The sequence below is a fragment of the Pseudomonas sp. TSRC2-2 genome (assembly GCF_049897785.1).
Taxonomy (GTDB): domain Bacteria; phylum Pseudomonadota; class Gammaproteobacteria; order Pseudomonadales; family Pseudomonadaceae; genus Aquipseudomonas.
Window position 1 is genome coordinate 40,472 of the sequence record NZ_JAFCWZ010000011.1, and the last position, 16,274, is coordinate 56,745.

The window sequence follows — 16,274 nt, forward strand, 5'->3', positions numbered from 1 at the left end:
GCGGCGGCGTGTCGCAGTTCGCAAAACCCATCGACCTGCGGCACTACTTCTCTTTCTCATTTGACAATCATTATCATTCAACATAATTTGTCGCTCGATGTGTAGGACGGCGCCCTTCCCCAGGCCCTCCCACTAACCTACTGGCAGCAAGGTGATTTCCATGACGGAACGAGTATCCACAAGCAGGTGCGATTCACCGCTACTTCAGGCATTCGTCGACAATCGACTGATTCTGGTCAAGATTGCAGCCCGCATTACCGGCTGCCGCTCCCGTGCCGAAGATGTGGTTCAGGATGCGTTTTTCAGACTGCAATCGGCACCGCCGATCACGTCGTCGATCAAGGCTCAGCTGAGCTACCTGTTTCAGATCGTGCGCAACCTCGCCATCGATCACTACCGCAAGCAGGCGCTCGAACAGAAATACTCAGGCCCGGAAGAGGAAGGCTTGAACGTGGTGATTCAGGGCGCTTCGCCGGAAACTTCGCACATCAACTTCTCCACCCTGGAACACATCGCCGATGCGCTGACCGAGCTGCCCAGCCGCACCCGTTACGCCTTCGAGATGTACCGCTTGCACGGCGTGCCGCAAAAGGACATTGCCAAGGAACTGGGCGTATCGCCGACCCTGGTCAACTTCATGATTCGTGATGCGCTGGTGCACTGTCGCAAGGTCTCGGGCAGTCGGCGGGATGCGGTGATCACGGGTCGTCGTTAGGATCCGGATTTCGTGTCAAGCCATTCGCGAGCAAGCCCGCTCCCACATTGGTTCGGCGTACACCGGTCATTGTGGGAGCGGGCTTGCTCGCGAAGGCGGACTTGAGACCGCAACGGGTCCCCAGCCTGTCAACTCAGGCCAGTTTGCACCGATCAAAAAACCGCTCCCGCCCCAGCATCATCAGCGCCGCGCGCTTGTGCGGGAAATCGAACTCCTTCTCGCAGTGAAAGCACTGGTTGTGCATATGCCCGATCATCTTCGCGTTGTCGGCACGTGGCTCAGCGACCACACGCTGGGTCCGTGGATCGTCGAGAAACAGGTAGTGCACCAGCGCCGATAACCAACTCGCCACCTTGTGCGGGCCGCGATGACTTTCCTCGCCGACCAGCATGTGAATGCCTCGGTCGTAATCGCCGGCATCGTAGAACGGCGCGATGCGATCTTCCTTGGCCCAGTAGGCTTCGAAATAGGCAAACGGCTGATCGTCAAAACAACCGATCAGGGTCAGCGTGTGCGGATCGGCATCGAGTTTGTTGAGGTATTCGCGATGCTGCTCGAGGCTACCCTCCTCCTGCCAGAAGCTCGCCACGCGCGTGCTGTTCTGCCACCGATTGAAACGCGACAGGTCTTCCTCGATTTCCAGCGTGCGCAAGGAAATCCACGCGCCGAGCCGCGCGTCGAAACGCCGATAGACTTCCCCGCGCGGCTTCACCGGTCGCAGCGGATGGCGCTTGCCTTGGCTGATGACCATTTGCTGCGGATAGCTGCCGGTCAGCGAAGGGCCAAGCCACGGTTGTGGCAGTTGCCAGAACAGCGTGCGCTCGCAGCGATACTCACCGGCAATGTCGGTGTTGATCAGCAAACCACTGAGCAACGCCTCGGTGGGGGGTTGATCGAGTTGCCAGGTCAGCTGCTGACACGCCGGGTCACGGGCAAACAACCAGTAACAGGCTGCCCACAAGGCGTGGCCGGGCGGCAGGGCAAACCGCTCATCAAGCTGAATCGGGCCTTTGCCGTCACGGTTCAGGCGCAGACGAATCAACGGCTGCCCGTCCAGACTCAGGCTCAAGCGGCTCTCGGTAGCATCAGCGATCAATCGACTGCCCGAGGGCAAAGCCAGGGCAGTCAGGTCATTCAGATTGGACATGGGTCGGGCTCACGTAATCGTCGACAGTTCAACGAAGTGACGTGAGCCGGGAGGAGAAATTTAAGCGCGGGACGAAAACAGCGCTTCAGTGATGAGGCACCGGCACTACGGCAATTTTGTATGGCTCGAAAATATTCAGCAGTTCGCCATTGTCACGCAGACGTTGCAACAGATTGCCAAAAGCTTCGCCGGTGATCGGAGCGCTTGGGCGCAGAATCGCGTAGTGGTGATAGATCTGATCGGTACGCTGCGAGGCCAGAAGCGCATCGCGGATCTTTTCGTTGCGCAGCAGATAATCGAACAAATAGGAACGCGTCACCAGGGCGATGTCGGCGCGCCCGCGCAGCACCATCAGCAGGTTGCTGTCGTGGGAATAGGTCAGCGTGGCGTTGTAGTTGTGCGCGAGGTATTTCGGGTCGGCGTTGAAGTTGGCGAATTCGTAGTGATAACCGCTGAACAGCGCCAGACGTTTGCCCGAAAGACTGGAGAAATAGCTTTGCTGGCGGCCGTCTTCGCGTTGCGCGACGAAAATTTCGGCGTCTTCCAGGCCCATGTCGACATCCTGGTGAGGAATGTCCTTCCAGCCCCATTCAGGATTTTCGAAGATTGCCATGTCGATCCGGCCCTGCTTGAAATCCCCGAAGCGACGCGGGATCGACGTTGGCACCAGGACGAACTGATAGTCGCTCTGCGAGCGGTTCAGGGCCTCGATCAATTGCGGCAACAGGCCGGTGTCGGCGCCGTTTTCCGGGCGAATCGTATAGGGCGGGAAATGCGCGGCGCCGACCCGGACCCATTGCGCTGACTGAGCGGGCAATACCCATAACGCAGCCAGCGCAGCGAGCATCAGCCCGGCGGCTGTCCGAATTGGCGAAGACTTCAAAACACCCCACTCCCCGAAAAAAAAGCAATCAATGCATTCAAGCTAGGCGGTTTCGCCGACTTAGCCAGTTTCCTGGCCGGACAGACAGCCCTTCAACGCGCTTCAAGGACCAGAATCAGCGCTTCATCAGCGAGTTGCTCCAGGCTCAAACTGCCGCCAGCACGGAACCAAGTGGTAGTCCAGGACAGTGCGCCGGTCAGGAAACGTCGGGTAATAAAAACGTCGCCGCGAATGTAGCCGGCGTCCTTGGCCTCGCCCAGCACCTGCAGCCAGATGTCTTCATAAACGTCACGCAATGCGAGCACTTTGGCCTGGCCGTCTTCGGACAACGAGCGCCATTCGTAAACCAGCACTGCCATTGCCTCGCCGCTGCCGCCCATGATCGACTGCAACTCGCAGCGAATCAGCGCCAGGACCTTGTCGCGCACCACGCTTGCCTCGGCCAGGGCCGCGCGCATCAATGCGGTGTTGTAGCGGATGGTTTCCTCCATCACCGCGCGGAGAATTTCATCCTTGCTTTTGAAGTGGTGGAAAATACTTCCCGACTGAATGCCCACAGCGCTGGCCAGATCGCGCACTGTAGTGCGCTCGTAGCCTTTGTTGCGAAACAGGTGAGCTGCCACTTGCAGCAGCTTGCCACGGGCGCTGTCCGGGTCGGTCAACTGGCCTTGCTCGACCAATTCGCGCATGACCCGCAGGGCTTTTTGCTCGTCCACCCGTTCTCTCCTACAGTCGATCAGTGTGTTGCCCCCTGTAACCGCAGGGTTGCGCGCAATTTAAGCCGCGCGCGGGCACCAAGCAAGCGCTTGGGCAGAAGAATGTTTCCCCTGTTTACAAACCAAGCGCTTGCTTGGTAGCCTCCAGTCACTTCTGTCGCAGGTTCCTGAGTCGGAGATAAAAATGCCAACCACCGTGCGAATCGGCTGCGCCAGTGCCTTCTGGGGCGATACCTCTACCGCTGCCGCCCAACTGGTGAAGGGGGGAAACCTCGACTATCTGGTGTTCGATTACCTGGCCGAAATCACCATGTCGCTCATGGCCGGCGCACGTCTGAAAGACCCGCAGGCCGGGTTCGCCAGCGACTTTATCGAAGTGCTGGCGCCGCTCTTGCCCGATCTGGCCGAACAGAACATCCGCGTGATCAGCAATGCCGGCGGGGTCAATCCGCAGGCTTGCGCGGCGGCCCTGCAAGCAGCCTGCGACCAGGCCGGGGTCCAGCTGAAGATTGCCGTGTTGCTCGGCGATGACCTGCAAGGCCAACTCGAAAACCCCACCGATATACGCGAAATGTTCAGCGGCGCGCCGCTTCCGCGTATGTGTGTGTCAACCAACGCCTACCTCGGCGCGCCGGGGATTGTCGAAGCGTTGCGCCTGGGTGCCGACATTGTCATCACCGGTCGGGTGGTCGACAGCGCCGTGGTCAGCGCGGCGCTTGTCCACGAATTCGGCTGGTCGTGGCATGACTACGACAAACTCGCTCAGGCCGCGCTGGCCGGGCACATCATCGAGTGCGGTGCGCAGTGCACTGGCGGTAATTTCACCGACTGGCGCGAGGTGCCGGATTACGAGCACATCGGTTTTCCGATCGTCGAGGTCAGCGCCGATGGCCAGTTCCTCGTCAGCAAACCCGAATACTCCGGCGGCCTGGTCACCCCGCTGACTGTCGGCGAGCAGATGCTCTACGAAATCGGCGATCCGCAGGCCTATCTGTTACCCGACGTGATCTGCGATTTCACTCAGGTCAAACTTCAGCAACAAGGCAAAAACGTCGTGCAGGTGCACGGTGCCAAAGGCCTGCCGCCCAGCGACAAATACAAGGTCAGCGCCACCTACCCCGACGGTTTTCGCTGCACCGCCAGTTGCCTGATGGCCGGCATCGACGCGGTGGACAAGGCGCGGCGGGTCAGTCAGGCAATCATCGACAAGACCGCCGAAATGTTCAGCCTGCGCGGCTGGGCGCCCTACAGCGAAACCCACGTCGAATTGCTCGGCAGCGAAGCCACCTACGGCCCCCACGGCCAACGCCGCGACAGCCGTGAAGTGGTGATAAAAATCGCCGTGCGCCATCCTGACAAACGCGCGCTGGTGCTGTTTTCCAAAGAGATCGCCCAGGCCGCGACCGGTATGGCGCCGGGCTTGACCGGCATCGTCGGCGGCCGCCCGACGGTGTATCCGCTGATCCGCCTGTTCTCGTTCCTCATCGATAAAAACGCCTGCACCGTGCAAATCGACATGGCCGGCGAGCGCCATCCGTGTGCCCTGCCCGACCCAGTGGCCCTCGACAGCGCAGATTTGCCGATCGCCCATCAACCGCCGAAATCTTCAGGCCGCGCCGACGCCAGTGTGCCGTTGGTGAAACTGGCGGTGGCGCGCTCCGGCGACAAGGGTAACCACAGCAACATCGGCGTGATGCCGCGCCATCCCGATTATTTGCCATGGATCGCCGAAGCGCTCACCACCTCGGTGGTGGTCGACTGGATGCGTCACGTCCTCGATCCGCTTCTCGGGCGTGTTGAACGCTGGTATTTGCCCGGCACCCACAGCCTCAATTTTCTTTTGGAAAACGCCCTAGGCGGTGGCGGCGTCGCCAGTCTGCGCATCGACCCGCAGGGCAAAGCCTTCGCCCAGCAACTATTGGAAATCCAGATCCCGGTGCCGCAGAGCATCGCCGAACAGCTCGACTAGAGGATGGTGTGCATGGCTTACGCGTCGATTTTCCGCGCCGATCTGTTCAGCGGCCAGAACCTTATTGTCACCGGCGGCGGCAGCGGCATCGGTCGCTGCACCGCCCATGAACTGGCGGCCCTTGGCGCCAATGTGCTGCTGGTCGGGCGCAAGCCGGACAAGCTGGAAAAAGTCGCCGCCGAAATTGCCGAGGACGGCGGCCGCGCGCACTGGATGGCTTGCGATATCCGCGATGAAGAAGCCGTCAAGCAACTGGTCAAGGAGCTGATCGCCGAACACGGACCGATCCACGGTCTGGTCAACAATGCCGGCGGCCAATACCCGTCGCCCTTGGCCTCGATCAATCAGAAAGGTTTCGAAACCGTGCTGCGGACCAATCTGGTCGGTGGTTTCCTGATGGCTCGCGAAGTGTTCAACCAGTCGATGAGCAAACACGGCGGCAGCATCGTCAACATGCTCGCCGACATGTGGGGCGGCATGCCCGGCATGGGCCACTCGGGCGCGGCGCGTTCGGGCATGGACAACTTCACCAAGACTGCCGCGTTCGAGTGGGGGTACGCCGGGGTGCGGGTCAACGCCGTGGCACCGGGCTGGATCGCCTCCAGCGGCATGGACACTTATGAAGGCGCGTTCAAAGCGGTGATTCCGACCTTGCGCGAGCATGTGCCGCTCAAGCGTATCGGCACCGAATCGGAAGTCAGTGCAGCGATCGTGTTTCTGCTCAGTCCGGCGGCGGCATTCATCAGCGGCACCACGGTAAAAATCGACGGCGCCGCCAGCCTTGGCAGTCGGGCCTGGCCGCTGCACAAGGCCAGCCATAGCGAATCGTTCAACGGCTTTCATCGGGCGTACTTGCCTGACGTACTCAAGGACAAGGAATAGCCATGGCGCAGATTCAGTCGCAAGTCGATCCGCACAGTGAAGCGTTCGCGCGCAACCGCGCCGCCATGCTCGCCGCCATCGAGCAGGTGCAACAGCTCGAACGGAACCTGCTGGACAAGGCCGCCGAAGCCAAAGACAAATTCAGCCAACGCGGGCAACTGTTGCCTCGCGAGCGCCTGAACCTGTTGCTCGATCCCGGCGCGCCGTTCCTCGAACTGGCCAGCCTCGCCGGCTATAAATTGCACGACGACAAGGACGGCAGCTCAGCCGGTGGCGGGCTGATTGCCGGGATCGGTTACGTTTGCGGCATCCGCGCGATGGTGGTCGCCAACAACAGCGCAATCAAGGGCGGCACGATCTCGCCGAGCGGCCTGAAAAAATCCCTGCGCCTGCAACAGATCGCTCGGGAAAACAAACTGCCGATGATCACCCTCGCCGAAAGCGGTGGCGCCAATCTCAACTACGCAGCGGAGATTTTTGTCGAAGGCGCGCGCAGTTTCGCCAATCAGGCGCGCATGTCGGCAATGGGTTTGCCGCAGATCACCGTGGTGCACGGCTCGGCCACGGCGGGCGGCGCCTATCAACCGGGGTTGTCGGATTACATGGTGGTTGTGCGCGGCAAGGCCAAGCTGTTTCTCGCCGGCCCGCCATTGCTCAAAGCGGCGACGGGCGAAGTCGCTACCGATGAAGAACTCGGCGGCGCCGAAATGCACGCGCAGGTTGCCGGCACCGCTGAATATCTGGCTGAAAACGACGCTGACGGCATACGCCAGGTGCGCGACATCATGCGCATGCTGCCATGGAACGAGCAGTTGCCATGGCTGCCGGAACCGCAATTCAAAGAACCGCTCTACCCCATCGATGAACTGCTGGGGCTGATTCCGCACGATGCGAAGAAGCCCTACGACGTGCGCGAAATCATCGCGCGGATTGCCGATGAGTCGGACTTTCTCGAATTCAAAGGCGAGTTCGATCAGCAAACCCTCTGCGGCCAATTGAAAATTCAGGGCCGCGCCTGCGGCTTCATCGGCAACAACGGCCCGATCACTCCTCAAGGTGCGAGCAAGGCGGCTCAGTTCATCCAGTTGTGCGACCAGAGCCAGACGCCGCTGCTGTTTTTTCATAACACCACGGGTTTCATGGTTGGCACCGAATCGGAACAGCAAGGGGTGATCAAGCACGGCTCGAAACTGATTCAAGCGGTGGCCAACGCACGGGTGCCTAAACTGACCATCGTTGTCGGCGGTTCCTATGGCGCCGGCAACTACGCGATGTGCGGGCGCGGGCTTGATCCGCGCTTCATCTTCGCCTGGCCCAACAGCCGCACGGCGGTGATGGGCGGCGCACAGGCCGGCAAGGTCTTGCGCATCGTCACTGAAGCCAAACAGCTCAAGGACGGCCTGGTGCCGGACCCGAAAATGCTCGACATGCTTGAGCAGATGACCGCGCAGAAACTCGACAGCCAGTCCACCGCACTGTACGGCAGCGCCAACCTGTGGGACGACGGCCTGATCGACCCGCGCGACACCCGCACCCTGCTCGGTTACTTGCTGGATATCTGCCACGAAGCCGACATTCGTACGCTGCAACCCAACAGCTTCGGCGTCAGCCGCTTCTGACCGCCACGGATCCTACGGAGAACAACAACAATGATCTTCACCCCGGAACACGAAGCCCTGCGCCGCACCGTCCGCCAATTCGTCACCCACGAGATCAATCCGCACGTCGAAGAATGGGAAAAGGCCGGGCGTTTTCCCATTCATGACATTTTCCGCAAGGCGGGCGAGCTGGGCCTGCTGGGCATTTCCAAACCGGAAAAATTCGGTGGCATGGGCCTCGATTACAGCTATTCGATCGTCGCCGCCGAAGAGTTCGGCACCATTCATTGCGGCGGGATTCCGATGTCGATCGGCGTGCAGACCGACATGTGCACTCCGGCGCTGGCGCGCTTCGGCTCCGATCAATTGCGCGAAGAGTTCCTGCGCCCGGCTATCTCTGGCGAACAGGTCGGCTGCATCGGCGTCTCCGAAGTCGGCGCCGGCTCCGATGTCGCCGGGCTGAAAACCACAGCGCGCAAGGACGGCGATGACTACGTGATCAACGGCAGCAAAATGTGGATCACCAACTCGCCGAGCGCCGATTTCATCTGCCTGCTGGCCAACACCTCGGACGACAAGCCGCACATCAACAAGTCGCTGATCATGGTGCCGATGAACACCCCGGGAATCAGCCTCAGCTCGCACCTGGACAAGCTCGGCATGCGCAGCTCGGAAACCGCGCAGGTGTTCTTTGATAACGTCCGGGTGCCGCAGCGCAATCGCATCGGTCATGAAGGCGCGGGGTTCATGATGCAGATGCTGCAATTCCAGGAGGAACGTCTGTTCGGCGCAGCGAACATGATCAAGGGTCTGGAATATTGCATCGACAGCACCATCGAGTATTGCAAGGAGCGCAAGACCTTCGGCAACGCGCTTATCGACAACCAGGTCATCCACTTTCGCCTCGCCGAATTGCAGACCGAAATCGAATGCCTGCGCGCGCTCGTCTATCAGGCCACCGAGCAGTACATCAAAGGTCAGGACGTCACGCGACTGGCGTCGATGGCCAAGCTCAAGGCCGGACGCCTCGGCCGTGAAGTCAGCGACAGCTGCCTGCAATATTGGGGCGGCATGGGCTTCATGTGGGACAACCCGGTGGCCCGCGCCTATCGCGATGTGCGCCTGGTATCGATTGGCGGCGGTGCCGACGAAATCATGCTGGGGATCATCTGCAAACTGATGGGCATCCTGCCGGGGAAAAAGAAATGAGCAGCCTGCCCGATTGCCAGACGCTGTTGCTGGAACTGCATGGCGGCGTGCTGCACATCACCCTCAACCGCCCCGACAGCCGCAACGCGATGAGCCTGCAAATGGTCGCCGAACTGCGCGCGGTGCTGACGGCGATTCGCGATGACCGCACTGTGCGGGCCTTGGTGCTCAGCGGTGCCGGCGGACATTTCTGCGCCGGTGGCGACATCAAGGACATGGCCAACGCCCGGGCTCAAGGCGCGGACGCGTATCACGAGTTGAACAGGGCGTTCGGCGCGTTGCTGGAGCAAGCCCAGCACACTGCGCAAGTGCTGATCTGCGTATTGCAGGGCGCCGTGCTCGGCGGCGGGTTCGGCCTGGCCTGCGTCAGCGATGTCGCCTTGGCCGATCACAAGGCGCAGTTCAGTTTGCCGGAAACCAGCCTCGGCCTTATCCCGGCGCAAATCGCACCGTTTGTGGTGCAACGGATCGGCCTGACCGAAACCCGCCGACTGGCCCTGACCGCCGCGCGTTTCGATGGCACTGAGGCGCAGCGATTGGGGCTGGTGCACTTCGTCGAACAGGATGCCCAGGCGCTGGCCGAACGGCTGGATGAGGTCTTGCAACAGGTGCTGCGCTGCGCACCCGAAGCGAATGCGATGACCAAAAAATTGTTGCTGGCGAGTGCCGGGCAGCCTTCGAATGAATTGCTTGATGAGGCGGCGCAGTGGTTCAGCGCGGCGGTGACTGGAAAGGAAGGGATTGAAGGCACCATGGCTTTTATGCAGAAACGCAAACCTCGGTGGGTCAGCTAAAAGCTTCGCGAGCAAGCCCGCTCCCACAGGTTGAAATGCATTCCAAATGTGGGAGCGGGCTTGCTCGCGAAGAGGCCCGCACCTTCACCGCCCAAAACTCGGGAGCGCCCAAATCCCCGGTTGAAATGCATTCCAAATGTGGGAGCGGGCTTGCTCGCGAAGAGGCCATCATATTCACCGCCCAAAACTCGGGAGCGCCCAAATTCCCGGATGAAATGCGTTCCAAATGTGGGAGCGGGCTTGCTCGCGAAGAGGCCATCACACACGCCACCAGACTTCAGGAAACCAACCATGCCCGCCATTCACAAAATCCTGATCGCCAACCGCGGTGAAATTGCCTGCCGCATCCAGCGCACCGCTCAGGCGCTGGGCTATCGCACCGTCGCAGTATTCAGCGATGCCGACGCCGATGCGCTGCACGTGCAACTCGCCGATCAGGCCGTGCACATCGGCCCGGCGCCGGTGCAGCAGTCTTACTTGAATATCACAGCGATCCTCGACGCCGCCCGCCGCAGCGGTGCCGACGCCATTCACCCCGGCTACGGCTTCCTCTCGGAAAACGCCGATTTCGCCCGTGCCTGCGCCGAAGCCGGGCTGATCTTCATCGGCCCCAGCGTCGAAGCGATCGAAATGATGGGCAGCAAACGCCTGTCGAAAATCGCCATGCTCGACGCCGGCGTGCCCTGCGTTGCCGGTTACCAGGGCGCAGCGCAGGACGACGCGACCCTGTTGGCCGAGGCCGAGCGCATCGGTTATCCATTGATGATCAAGGCCAGCGCCGGTGGTGGCGGACGTGGCATGCGTCTGGTCCACGACGCCAGTGATCTGCCCGCGCAACTGCGCACCGCCCGGTCCGAAGCATTGAACGGTTTTGGCAGTGACGAGTTGATTCTCGAGCAGGCGTTGATCGAACCGCGCCACGTCGAAGTGCAACTGTTCGGCGACCAGCACGGCAATCTGGTGTATCTAGGCGAACGTGATTGCTCGATCCAGCGCCGCCATCAGAAAGTCATCGAAGAAGCACCGTGCCCGGTGATGACTGCCGAGCTGCGCCAGGCCATGGGCGAGGCGGCGCTCAAGGCCGGGCGCGCGGTGGATTACGTCGGCGCCGGCACCGTGGAATTTCTGCTCGACGCGCGCGGGCAGTTCTACTTTCTGGAGATGAACACCCGTCTGCAGGTCGAACACCCGGTGACGGAAATGATCACCGGCCTGGACCTGGTTGCATGGCAGCTGCTGGTTGCCGAAGGCCAGCCGCTACCGCTGACGCAGGAGCAGATCCGCCTTGACGGTCACGCCATGGAAGTGCGCCTCTACGCTGAAGATCCCGCTGCGGGCTTTCTCCCGCAAACCGGCCCAATTGCGGCATGGCAACCTGCGCTGGGGCACGGTGCGCGAATCGATCACGGGCTGCTTGAAGGTCAGTCGGTCAGCCCGTTCTACGACCCGATGCTGGGCAAGCTGATCGCTCACGGCGCCACCCGCGAAGAGGCTCGGCGCAAGTTATTGCGCGCGGTGCAGGACACCGTGCTGCTGGGTGTGCAGTGCAATCAACGCTTGCTCGAAGGCCTGCTGCAACATCCGCAGTTCATCAGTGGCGATTTCAGCACCGCTTTCATCCAGCAATATTTTTCCAGCCACGCCTGTCTTAACACGTATGTGCCGACGACCGAGCAACTGGCGATTGCCGTGGTGTTGTTCTATCAGGCCAGCGCCCTGACCCACCGACCGCCGCTGAACGGCTGGCGCAACAACGCCAGCGCGCCGTTGCACTATCGACTCGGCAATGACGAGCAGGACTGGACGCTGTCGGTGCTGGCGCACAGATCGGGCAACATTGTGGTGCAGTCGGGTGAGCGCACATTGACGGTGAGCATCATTGAGCACACTGCACAGTCGGTGACTCTGGAAATCGACGGTCTGCGCCAGCGCCATGCCTACCATCTACGCGATGGGCAGCTGTGGCTGTTCACCCATCCTGGCAGCCTGCGCCTGGAGGATCGAACTCATGCGCAGATCGGTAGTCAGACCAGCGTCGCCTCCGGCACCCTGAAAGCACCGATGGACGGTGCCATTGTCGAGGTGCTGGTCAGCGAAGGCAGTACCGTCAGCAAGGGTCAGTTACTGGTGGTGCTGGAGGCAATGAAAATGGAGCACCCGCTCAAAGCCGGCATCGATGGCGTGCTCAAACGGGTGCAAGTGAAGGTCGGCGATCAGGTAAAAAATCGTCAGGTTCTGTTGCAGGTCGAGTAGTCGCCCGGACACAAACGCGGGGTTTGACTACGCTCTGATAAATCAGAACGCGAAAATCAGGAACCCTGCGATGCCCCACTGGCTGGTCATAGATCTGGAAGCCACCACAGACGAGGGTGGCTGGCCGGTCACCGAAATGGAAATTATCGAGATCGGGGCGACGCTGGTCGATCGCGCCGGGCGCGAGCAGGATCACTTCCAGCGCTTCGTAAAACCGACCCGCCGTCCCTTGCTCACGCCGTTCTGTAGGGAACTGACGCACATCACCCAGGCCAATATCGATTCGGCGCAACCGCTGAGCGAAGTCTGGCCGGCCTTCGAGCGCTGGCTGGCGCAGCATCAGACACGTCTTGAGGGCTGGGCCAGCTGGGGCGGTTACGATCGCCAGCAATTGCTGCAGGAATGGCAGCGCCTGAACATCGACAGTGGCCTGAGCAAAGTCCCGCACATGAACCTCAAACAGCGCTTCGCCAAGGCCCGGCGCCTGGAGCGACCGTTGGGGCTCAACGGCGCGTTGCAACTGGCGGGCATGCAGTTCTCCGGGCAGCAACATCGAGCGCTGGAAGATGCGCGCAATACCGCACGGTTGTTGCCATTGGTCCTGCCGCTATAGGCGCGTGACGGCACGAAAAGCCTTGTGCATACTGGCCGCCCCCTTTTAAGCCCTTTTCGAGGAATCCGCCCATGTTTAAAGTCAACGAGTACTTCGACGGCACCGTGAAGTCGATCGCCTTCGGCACCGCTGAAGGTCCGGCGACCATTGGCGTCATGGCCCCGGGCGAATACGAATTCGGCACCAGCCAGCGCGAGATCATGCACGTGGTGTCCGGCGCGCTGAGCGTCAAACTGCCAGACAGCAGCGACTGGGAAACCTTCGCCGCCGGCAGCCAGTTCAACGTGCCGGCCAATAGCAAGTTCCAACTGAAAGTCGCCGTCGATACTGCGTATCTGTGCGAATACCGCGGCTGATCCCGCCGCTTTCCAAGCGCAAAAAAATGCCCGTGTCCAAGAGACACGGGCATTTTTCATTTCAGCGACAACCTATTCGAGGATTTCCACCGGCATGCCGACTTCCAGGCGACCGTTACCGTCATTGACCAGATTCTGCCCGAACATCGCGCCATCGGCGGTAGAGCGGTGTTTCTGCAAGGTCGCGAACGGTTCACGATCAGCACTGCGCTCACCGGTTTGCGGGTCGACGGTCGTCATGATGCAACGCGCGCACGGCTTGACCACGCGAAACTCGATGTCGCCGATGCGAATACGTTTCCAGTTGTCCTCGGCGTAAGGCGCGCTGCCTTCGATAACCAGATTCGGGCGGAAGCGCAGCATCTCGAGCGCACGCCCAACTGTCTGCGAGAGGGCCAGCCGCGAGGCTTCGCCGATCAGCAACAGCGGATAACCGTCCGCGAAGGCCACTTGATCATCGTCCTTGCCGAAACCCGACTGCGTGGTGCGTGCCCGATCCAGTGGCATTTGCACCAGGCGTGTCGGCTTGCCGAGGAAGTCGCTGACAAAACGCGCCGCTTCAGCACCGGCGTCCGGCACCCGAAGCGTGTCACGCCAAATGGTTACGCCGCGCAGCTCTGCGTCCGCAGCCGGTAGCGCGACCTCGATGGACCCGTGCTCGGGAGCGCTCAGGCTCAGACCGCCGCTGGCGTTCCACAACGCCGACAACTGACTCATCTTCGCTTCGGCACGCTGGGTCAGAAAGCGCCCGCTGGCCTCGTCCACCAACATCCAGCGTCGGTCGCCCGCCAGCCCCAGCTTGTCCAGCTCGATGCTTTGCAGCATTTCGCCCTTGCCGGATTTCAGCGGGTAACGGTAAAGCGCGCTCAGACGCAGCATGGCCAGCTTCCTTGATGAAAAAACGCCACCCTATACGAGCGGCGGCGTGGAATCAAAGTGTGGACAGAAACCAGTCTGTCAGGCCGGCACGGCGTCGAGCATCAGCCGCTGGCGCACCACATCGACCAGCTTGTCCGGCTGGAACTTGGAGAGGAAGTTGTCGCAACCGACCTTTTTCACCATCGAGTCGTTGAAACTCCCCGATAACGACGTGTGCAATACAACGTACAGGCCACGCAGGCGTGGGTCGTTGCGGATTTCCGTGGTCAGGCGATAACCGTCCATTTCCGGCATTTCCGCATCGGTGAAGATCATCAGCAATTTGTCAGTCATGTTGACGCCGGTATCGGCCCAGGCCTTGAGCATGTTCAAGGCTTTCAGACCGTCGCTGGCAATATGCATTTTCACCCCGAGCTGGCCGAGGGTATCGCGAAGTTGCGACAGCGCCACGTTGGAGTCATCCACCAGCAACACTTCGCGGCCACGCGCGCGTTCGAGTACCGGATCGTCGAGCTTCTCGCGCGAGACCTTGGCGTTGTAGGGGACGATTTCGGCAAGGACTTTTTCAACGTCGATGATCTCGACCAACTGATCGTCGACCTTGCTGATCGCGGTCAGATAATGCTGACGGCCGGCACTGGTCGGCGGCGGCAGAATGGCTTCCCAGTTCATGTTGACGATGCGGTCGACCCCGCCGACGAGAAAGGCCTGCACCGAACGGTTGTATTCGGTGACGATGATCGTGCTGTTCGGGCCCGGCACCAGTGGGCGCATGCCGATCGCCTGGGACAGGTCGATCACCGGCAATGTCTGGCCGCGCAGATTGACCACACCGCAGACAAATGGATGACGCTGCGGCATCAGGGTCAACTTCGGCAGTTGCAGCACTTCCTGAACCTTGAACACGTTGATCGCGAACAACTGGCGTCCGGCCAAACGGAACATGAGGATTTCCAGGCGATTCTCACCCACCAGTTGCGTGCGTTGGTCTACCGTGTCGAGAATGCCGGCCATCAATGACTCCTGGGCTTGTTCTGATGAATTCACTATGGGGGTTTATCGGCTGCATTGAGCTAATCTTGATTGCTGTAAAGCGCGCCGCTAAAAATGCCATAAACGGCCATTGATGTCACACTGACATCATGCTTTACTGGCATTCCTGATTTCATCTGCTAGATTCATTGCGGCGCGACCTCGGTTTGCCCGTTAGGTTCCTTCGCCTAAGGGATTCCCCTAGAATCAATCAGGCCCGACCTGATATTCGCCATTTCCAATAGCCATTACTGTGACGCCATTCTCATTGCATGAACGGAGTCAGGCTATTGTGTGCGATCGCAGTTCAGTGGCAACTCACCCTCTGGAATCCCTCGGTCCGTGCACCTGCACCGCCGGGCGCGATCTGCCGACGATTCACGATCGTCGCCACACTCGGCCATCCGTCACCCAACCCGACGTGGTGGAAATGAACATGCCAATCGACCGTAAAGACTGGGCGCAACGCTTCCCCGAATTTCTGGTTGAGGCCGAAACGCTTCTCGCCAAGTCCGAAGAGTGCCTGAGCCATCTGCAACTGATCAGCAATGACAAGGATGCCATCGACTGTATGCTCGGCACTCTGCTGAAGCTGGCCGCCCGGGCCGAAGCTTTGGCGCTGGAATCGATCTCCGAGTTTTCCCTGCACATCTATGGCCTGCTGAATTTGACCCAGGATCGAGTCGACCTGCACGAACAGGCCCTCGATGCTTTGCGCGACTGTTTCACCCTGATGGCCTGGCAGCTTGAACTCGTCGATCATAAAACCGGACAACTGAGCCTTGATGGCAGCGAGCAGGCAGCCCTGCTCGAAGCCTTCGCGGCACAGATGGGTCAGGACACTCTGGAGCCTGAAATGATCAGCAAACGTTTGCTTCCTACCTCTCTGACGGCGCGCCAGGCGTGAGGCAAGAGGCTGCGATACTGTCGTAATTGAATAGTGCGTATCCACCAGCGACACTCCGGGCCAAATAGTCAGCCCGATCACCGGTTAATTTCCAAGCACCTTTATCAGGGTTTTCCCTGTGCGCACGCAGCGACACTTCCAGGCACATCGAAGTCGTCCGTATACAACAATTCCAACTTTTCAACATGGAACTTGCGTCCACGATCCGCTGTTTCCTGACCGAACAGACATATATAGCGACCGCGACCAACGGTATGTTAAGTGGTATTATGCCGCCGGTTAGTTGCCTGCCGCTTAATGGCACGCTGACTTCATTGTTTC

General features: G+C 60.4%; 14 protein-coding genes and 2 pseudogenes. 11 read left to right on the plus strand and 5 right to left on the minus strand.

All coding sequences use genetic code 11. From position 1 onward, the window contains the following. Positions 1 to 160 precede the first annotated feature (160 nt). On the plus strand, positions 161 to 715 hold the full coding sequence (locus tag ACP7D9_RS21455; RefSeq protein ID WP_426159554.1) for an RNA polymerase factor sigma-70: 555 nt from the start codon (positions 161 to 163) through the stop codon (positions 713 to 715). A 133-nt stretch (positions 716 to 848) separates the two neighbouring features. On the opposite strand, the gene ACP7D9_RS21460 is transcribed toward ACP7D9_RS21455, so the two are convergent. From ACP7D9_RS21460 to ACP7D9_RS21470, 3 genes are all read right to left on the minus strand, one after another. Continuing rightward, on the minus strand, positions 849 to 1,862 hold the full coding sequence (locus ACP7D9_RS21460) for a GNAT family N-acetyltransferase (RefSeq protein WP_426159555.1): 1,014 nt from the start codon (positions 1,860 to 1,862) through the stop codon (positions 849 to 851). Positions 1,863 to 1,947: 85 nt separating this feature from the next. Next, positions 1,948 to 2,745 (minus strand): substrate-binding periplasmic protein, encoded by a 798-nt coding sequence (locus tag ACP7D9_RS21465; RefSeq protein ID WP_426159556.1) that lies wholly within the window; start codon positions 2,743 to 2,745, stop codon positions 1,948 to 1,950. Positions 2,746 to 2,837: 92 nt separating this feature from the next. Then, positions 2,838 to 3,461: a TetR/AcrR family transcriptional regulator gene (locus tag ACP7D9_RS21470; protein WP_426159557.1), complete on the minus strand. Its 624-nt coding sequence runs from the start codon at positions 3,459 to 3,461 to the stop codon at positions 2,838 to 2,840. A 184-nt stretch (positions 3,462 to 3,645) separates the two neighbouring features. On the opposite strand from ACP7D9_RS21470, the gene ACP7D9_RS21475 reads away from it, so the two are divergent. The 9 genes and pseudogenes from ACP7D9_RS21475 to ACP7D9_RS21515 all read left to right on the plus strand — a co-directional run bounded on the left by ACP7D9_RS21475 (position 3,646) and on the right by ACP7D9_RS21515 (position 13,135). Beyond that, a complete protein-coding gene (locus ACP7D9_RS21475; RefSeq protein WP_426159558.1) occupies positions 3,646 to 5,430 on the plus strand; it encodes an acyclic terpene utilization AtuA family protein in 1,785 nt (594 codons plus the stop codon). Between the two features lie 12 nt (positions 5,431 to 5,442). Further along, a complete protein-coding gene (locus ACP7D9_RS21480; protein WP_426159559.1) occupies positions 5,443 to 6,312 on the plus strand; it encodes an SDR family oxidoreductase in 870 nt (289 codons plus the stop codon). 2 nt (positions 6,313 to 6,314) lie between these two features. Next, the gene (locus ACP7D9_RS21485) at positions 6,315 to 7,931 is read left to right on the plus strand and encodes an acyl-CoA carboxylase subunit beta (RefSeq protein WP_426159560.1); all 1,617 of its coding nucleotides are present in this window, start codon (positions 6,315 to 6,317) and stop codon (positions 7,929 to 7,931) included. Positions 7,932 to 7,961: 30 nt separating this feature from the next. After that, on the plus strand, positions 7,962 to 9,119 hold the full coding sequence (gene atuD / locus ACP7D9_RS21490; RefSeq protein ID WP_101155589.1) for a citronellyl-CoA dehydrogenase: 1,158 nt from the start codon (positions 7,962 to 7,964) through the stop codon (positions 9,117 to 9,119). Continuing rightward, positions 9,116 to 9,913 (plus strand): enoyl-CoA hydratase/isomerase family protein, encoded by a 798-nt coding sequence (locus tag ACP7D9_RS21495; RefSeq protein ID WP_426159561.1) that lies wholly within the window; start codon positions 9,116 to 9,118, stop codon positions 9,911 to 9,913. The genes atuD and ACP7D9_RS21495 overlap by 4 nt, the downstream gene beginning before the upstream one ends. Before the next feature lie 291 nt (positions 9,914 to 10,204). Further along, positions 10,205 to 11,708 (plus strand): annotated as a pseudogene (locus ACP7D9_RS21500) (acetyl-CoA carboxylase biotin carboxylase subunit); the annotation flags it as partial. A 107-nt stretch (positions 11,709 to 11,815) separates the two neighbouring features. Then, positions 11,816 to 12,166 (plus strand): annotated as a pseudogene (locus ACP7D9_RS21505) (acetyl-CoA carboxylase biotin carboxyl carrier protein subunit); the annotation flags it as partial. A 70-nt stretch (positions 12,167 to 12,236) separates the two neighbouring features. Continuing rightward, positions 12,237 to 12,779 carry an exonuclease domain-containing protein gene (locus ACP7D9_RS21510; protein ID WP_426159562.1) on the plus strand — a complete coding sequence of 181 codons (543 nt, stop codon included), beginning with the start codon at positions 12,237 to 12,239 and terminating at the stop codon, positions 12,777 to 12,779. 71 nt (positions 12,780 to 12,850) lie between these two features. Further along, entirely contained in the window at positions 12,851 to 13,135 is a 285-nt protein-coding gene (locus ACP7D9_RS21515) for a pyrimidine/purine nucleoside phosphorylase (RefSeq protein ID WP_039759849.1), read from the plus strand. A 72-nt stretch (positions 13,136 to 13,207) separates the two neighbouring features. Here the strand turns inward: ACP7D9_RS21515 and ACP7D9_RS21520 are convergent, their stop codons facing one another. Together ACP7D9_RS21520 and ACP7D9_RS21525 are read right to left on the minus strand one after the other, a co-directional pair. Then, entirely contained in the window at positions 13,208 to 14,014 is an 807-nt protein-coding gene (locus ACP7D9_RS21520; RefSeq protein WP_101155580.1) for an MOSC domain-containing protein, read from the minus strand. Between the two features lie 78 nt (positions 14,015 to 14,092). Next, positions 14,093 to 15,028: a chemotaxis protein CheV gene (locus ACP7D9_RS21525; RefSeq protein WP_312999972.1), complete on the minus strand. Its 936-nt coding sequence runs from the start codon at positions 15,026 to 15,028 to the stop codon at positions 14,093 to 14,095. Between the two features lie 454 nt (positions 15,029 to 15,482). On the opposite strand from ACP7D9_RS21525, the gene ACP7D9_RS21530 reads away from it, so the two are divergent. Then, on the plus strand, positions 15,483 to 15,953 hold the full coding sequence (locus tag ACP7D9_RS21530; protein WP_101155576.1) for a hypothetical protein: 471 nt from the start codon (positions 15,483 to 15,485) through the stop codon (positions 15,951 to 15,953). The last annotated feature ends 321 nt before the right edge of the window (positions 15,954 to 16,274 follow it).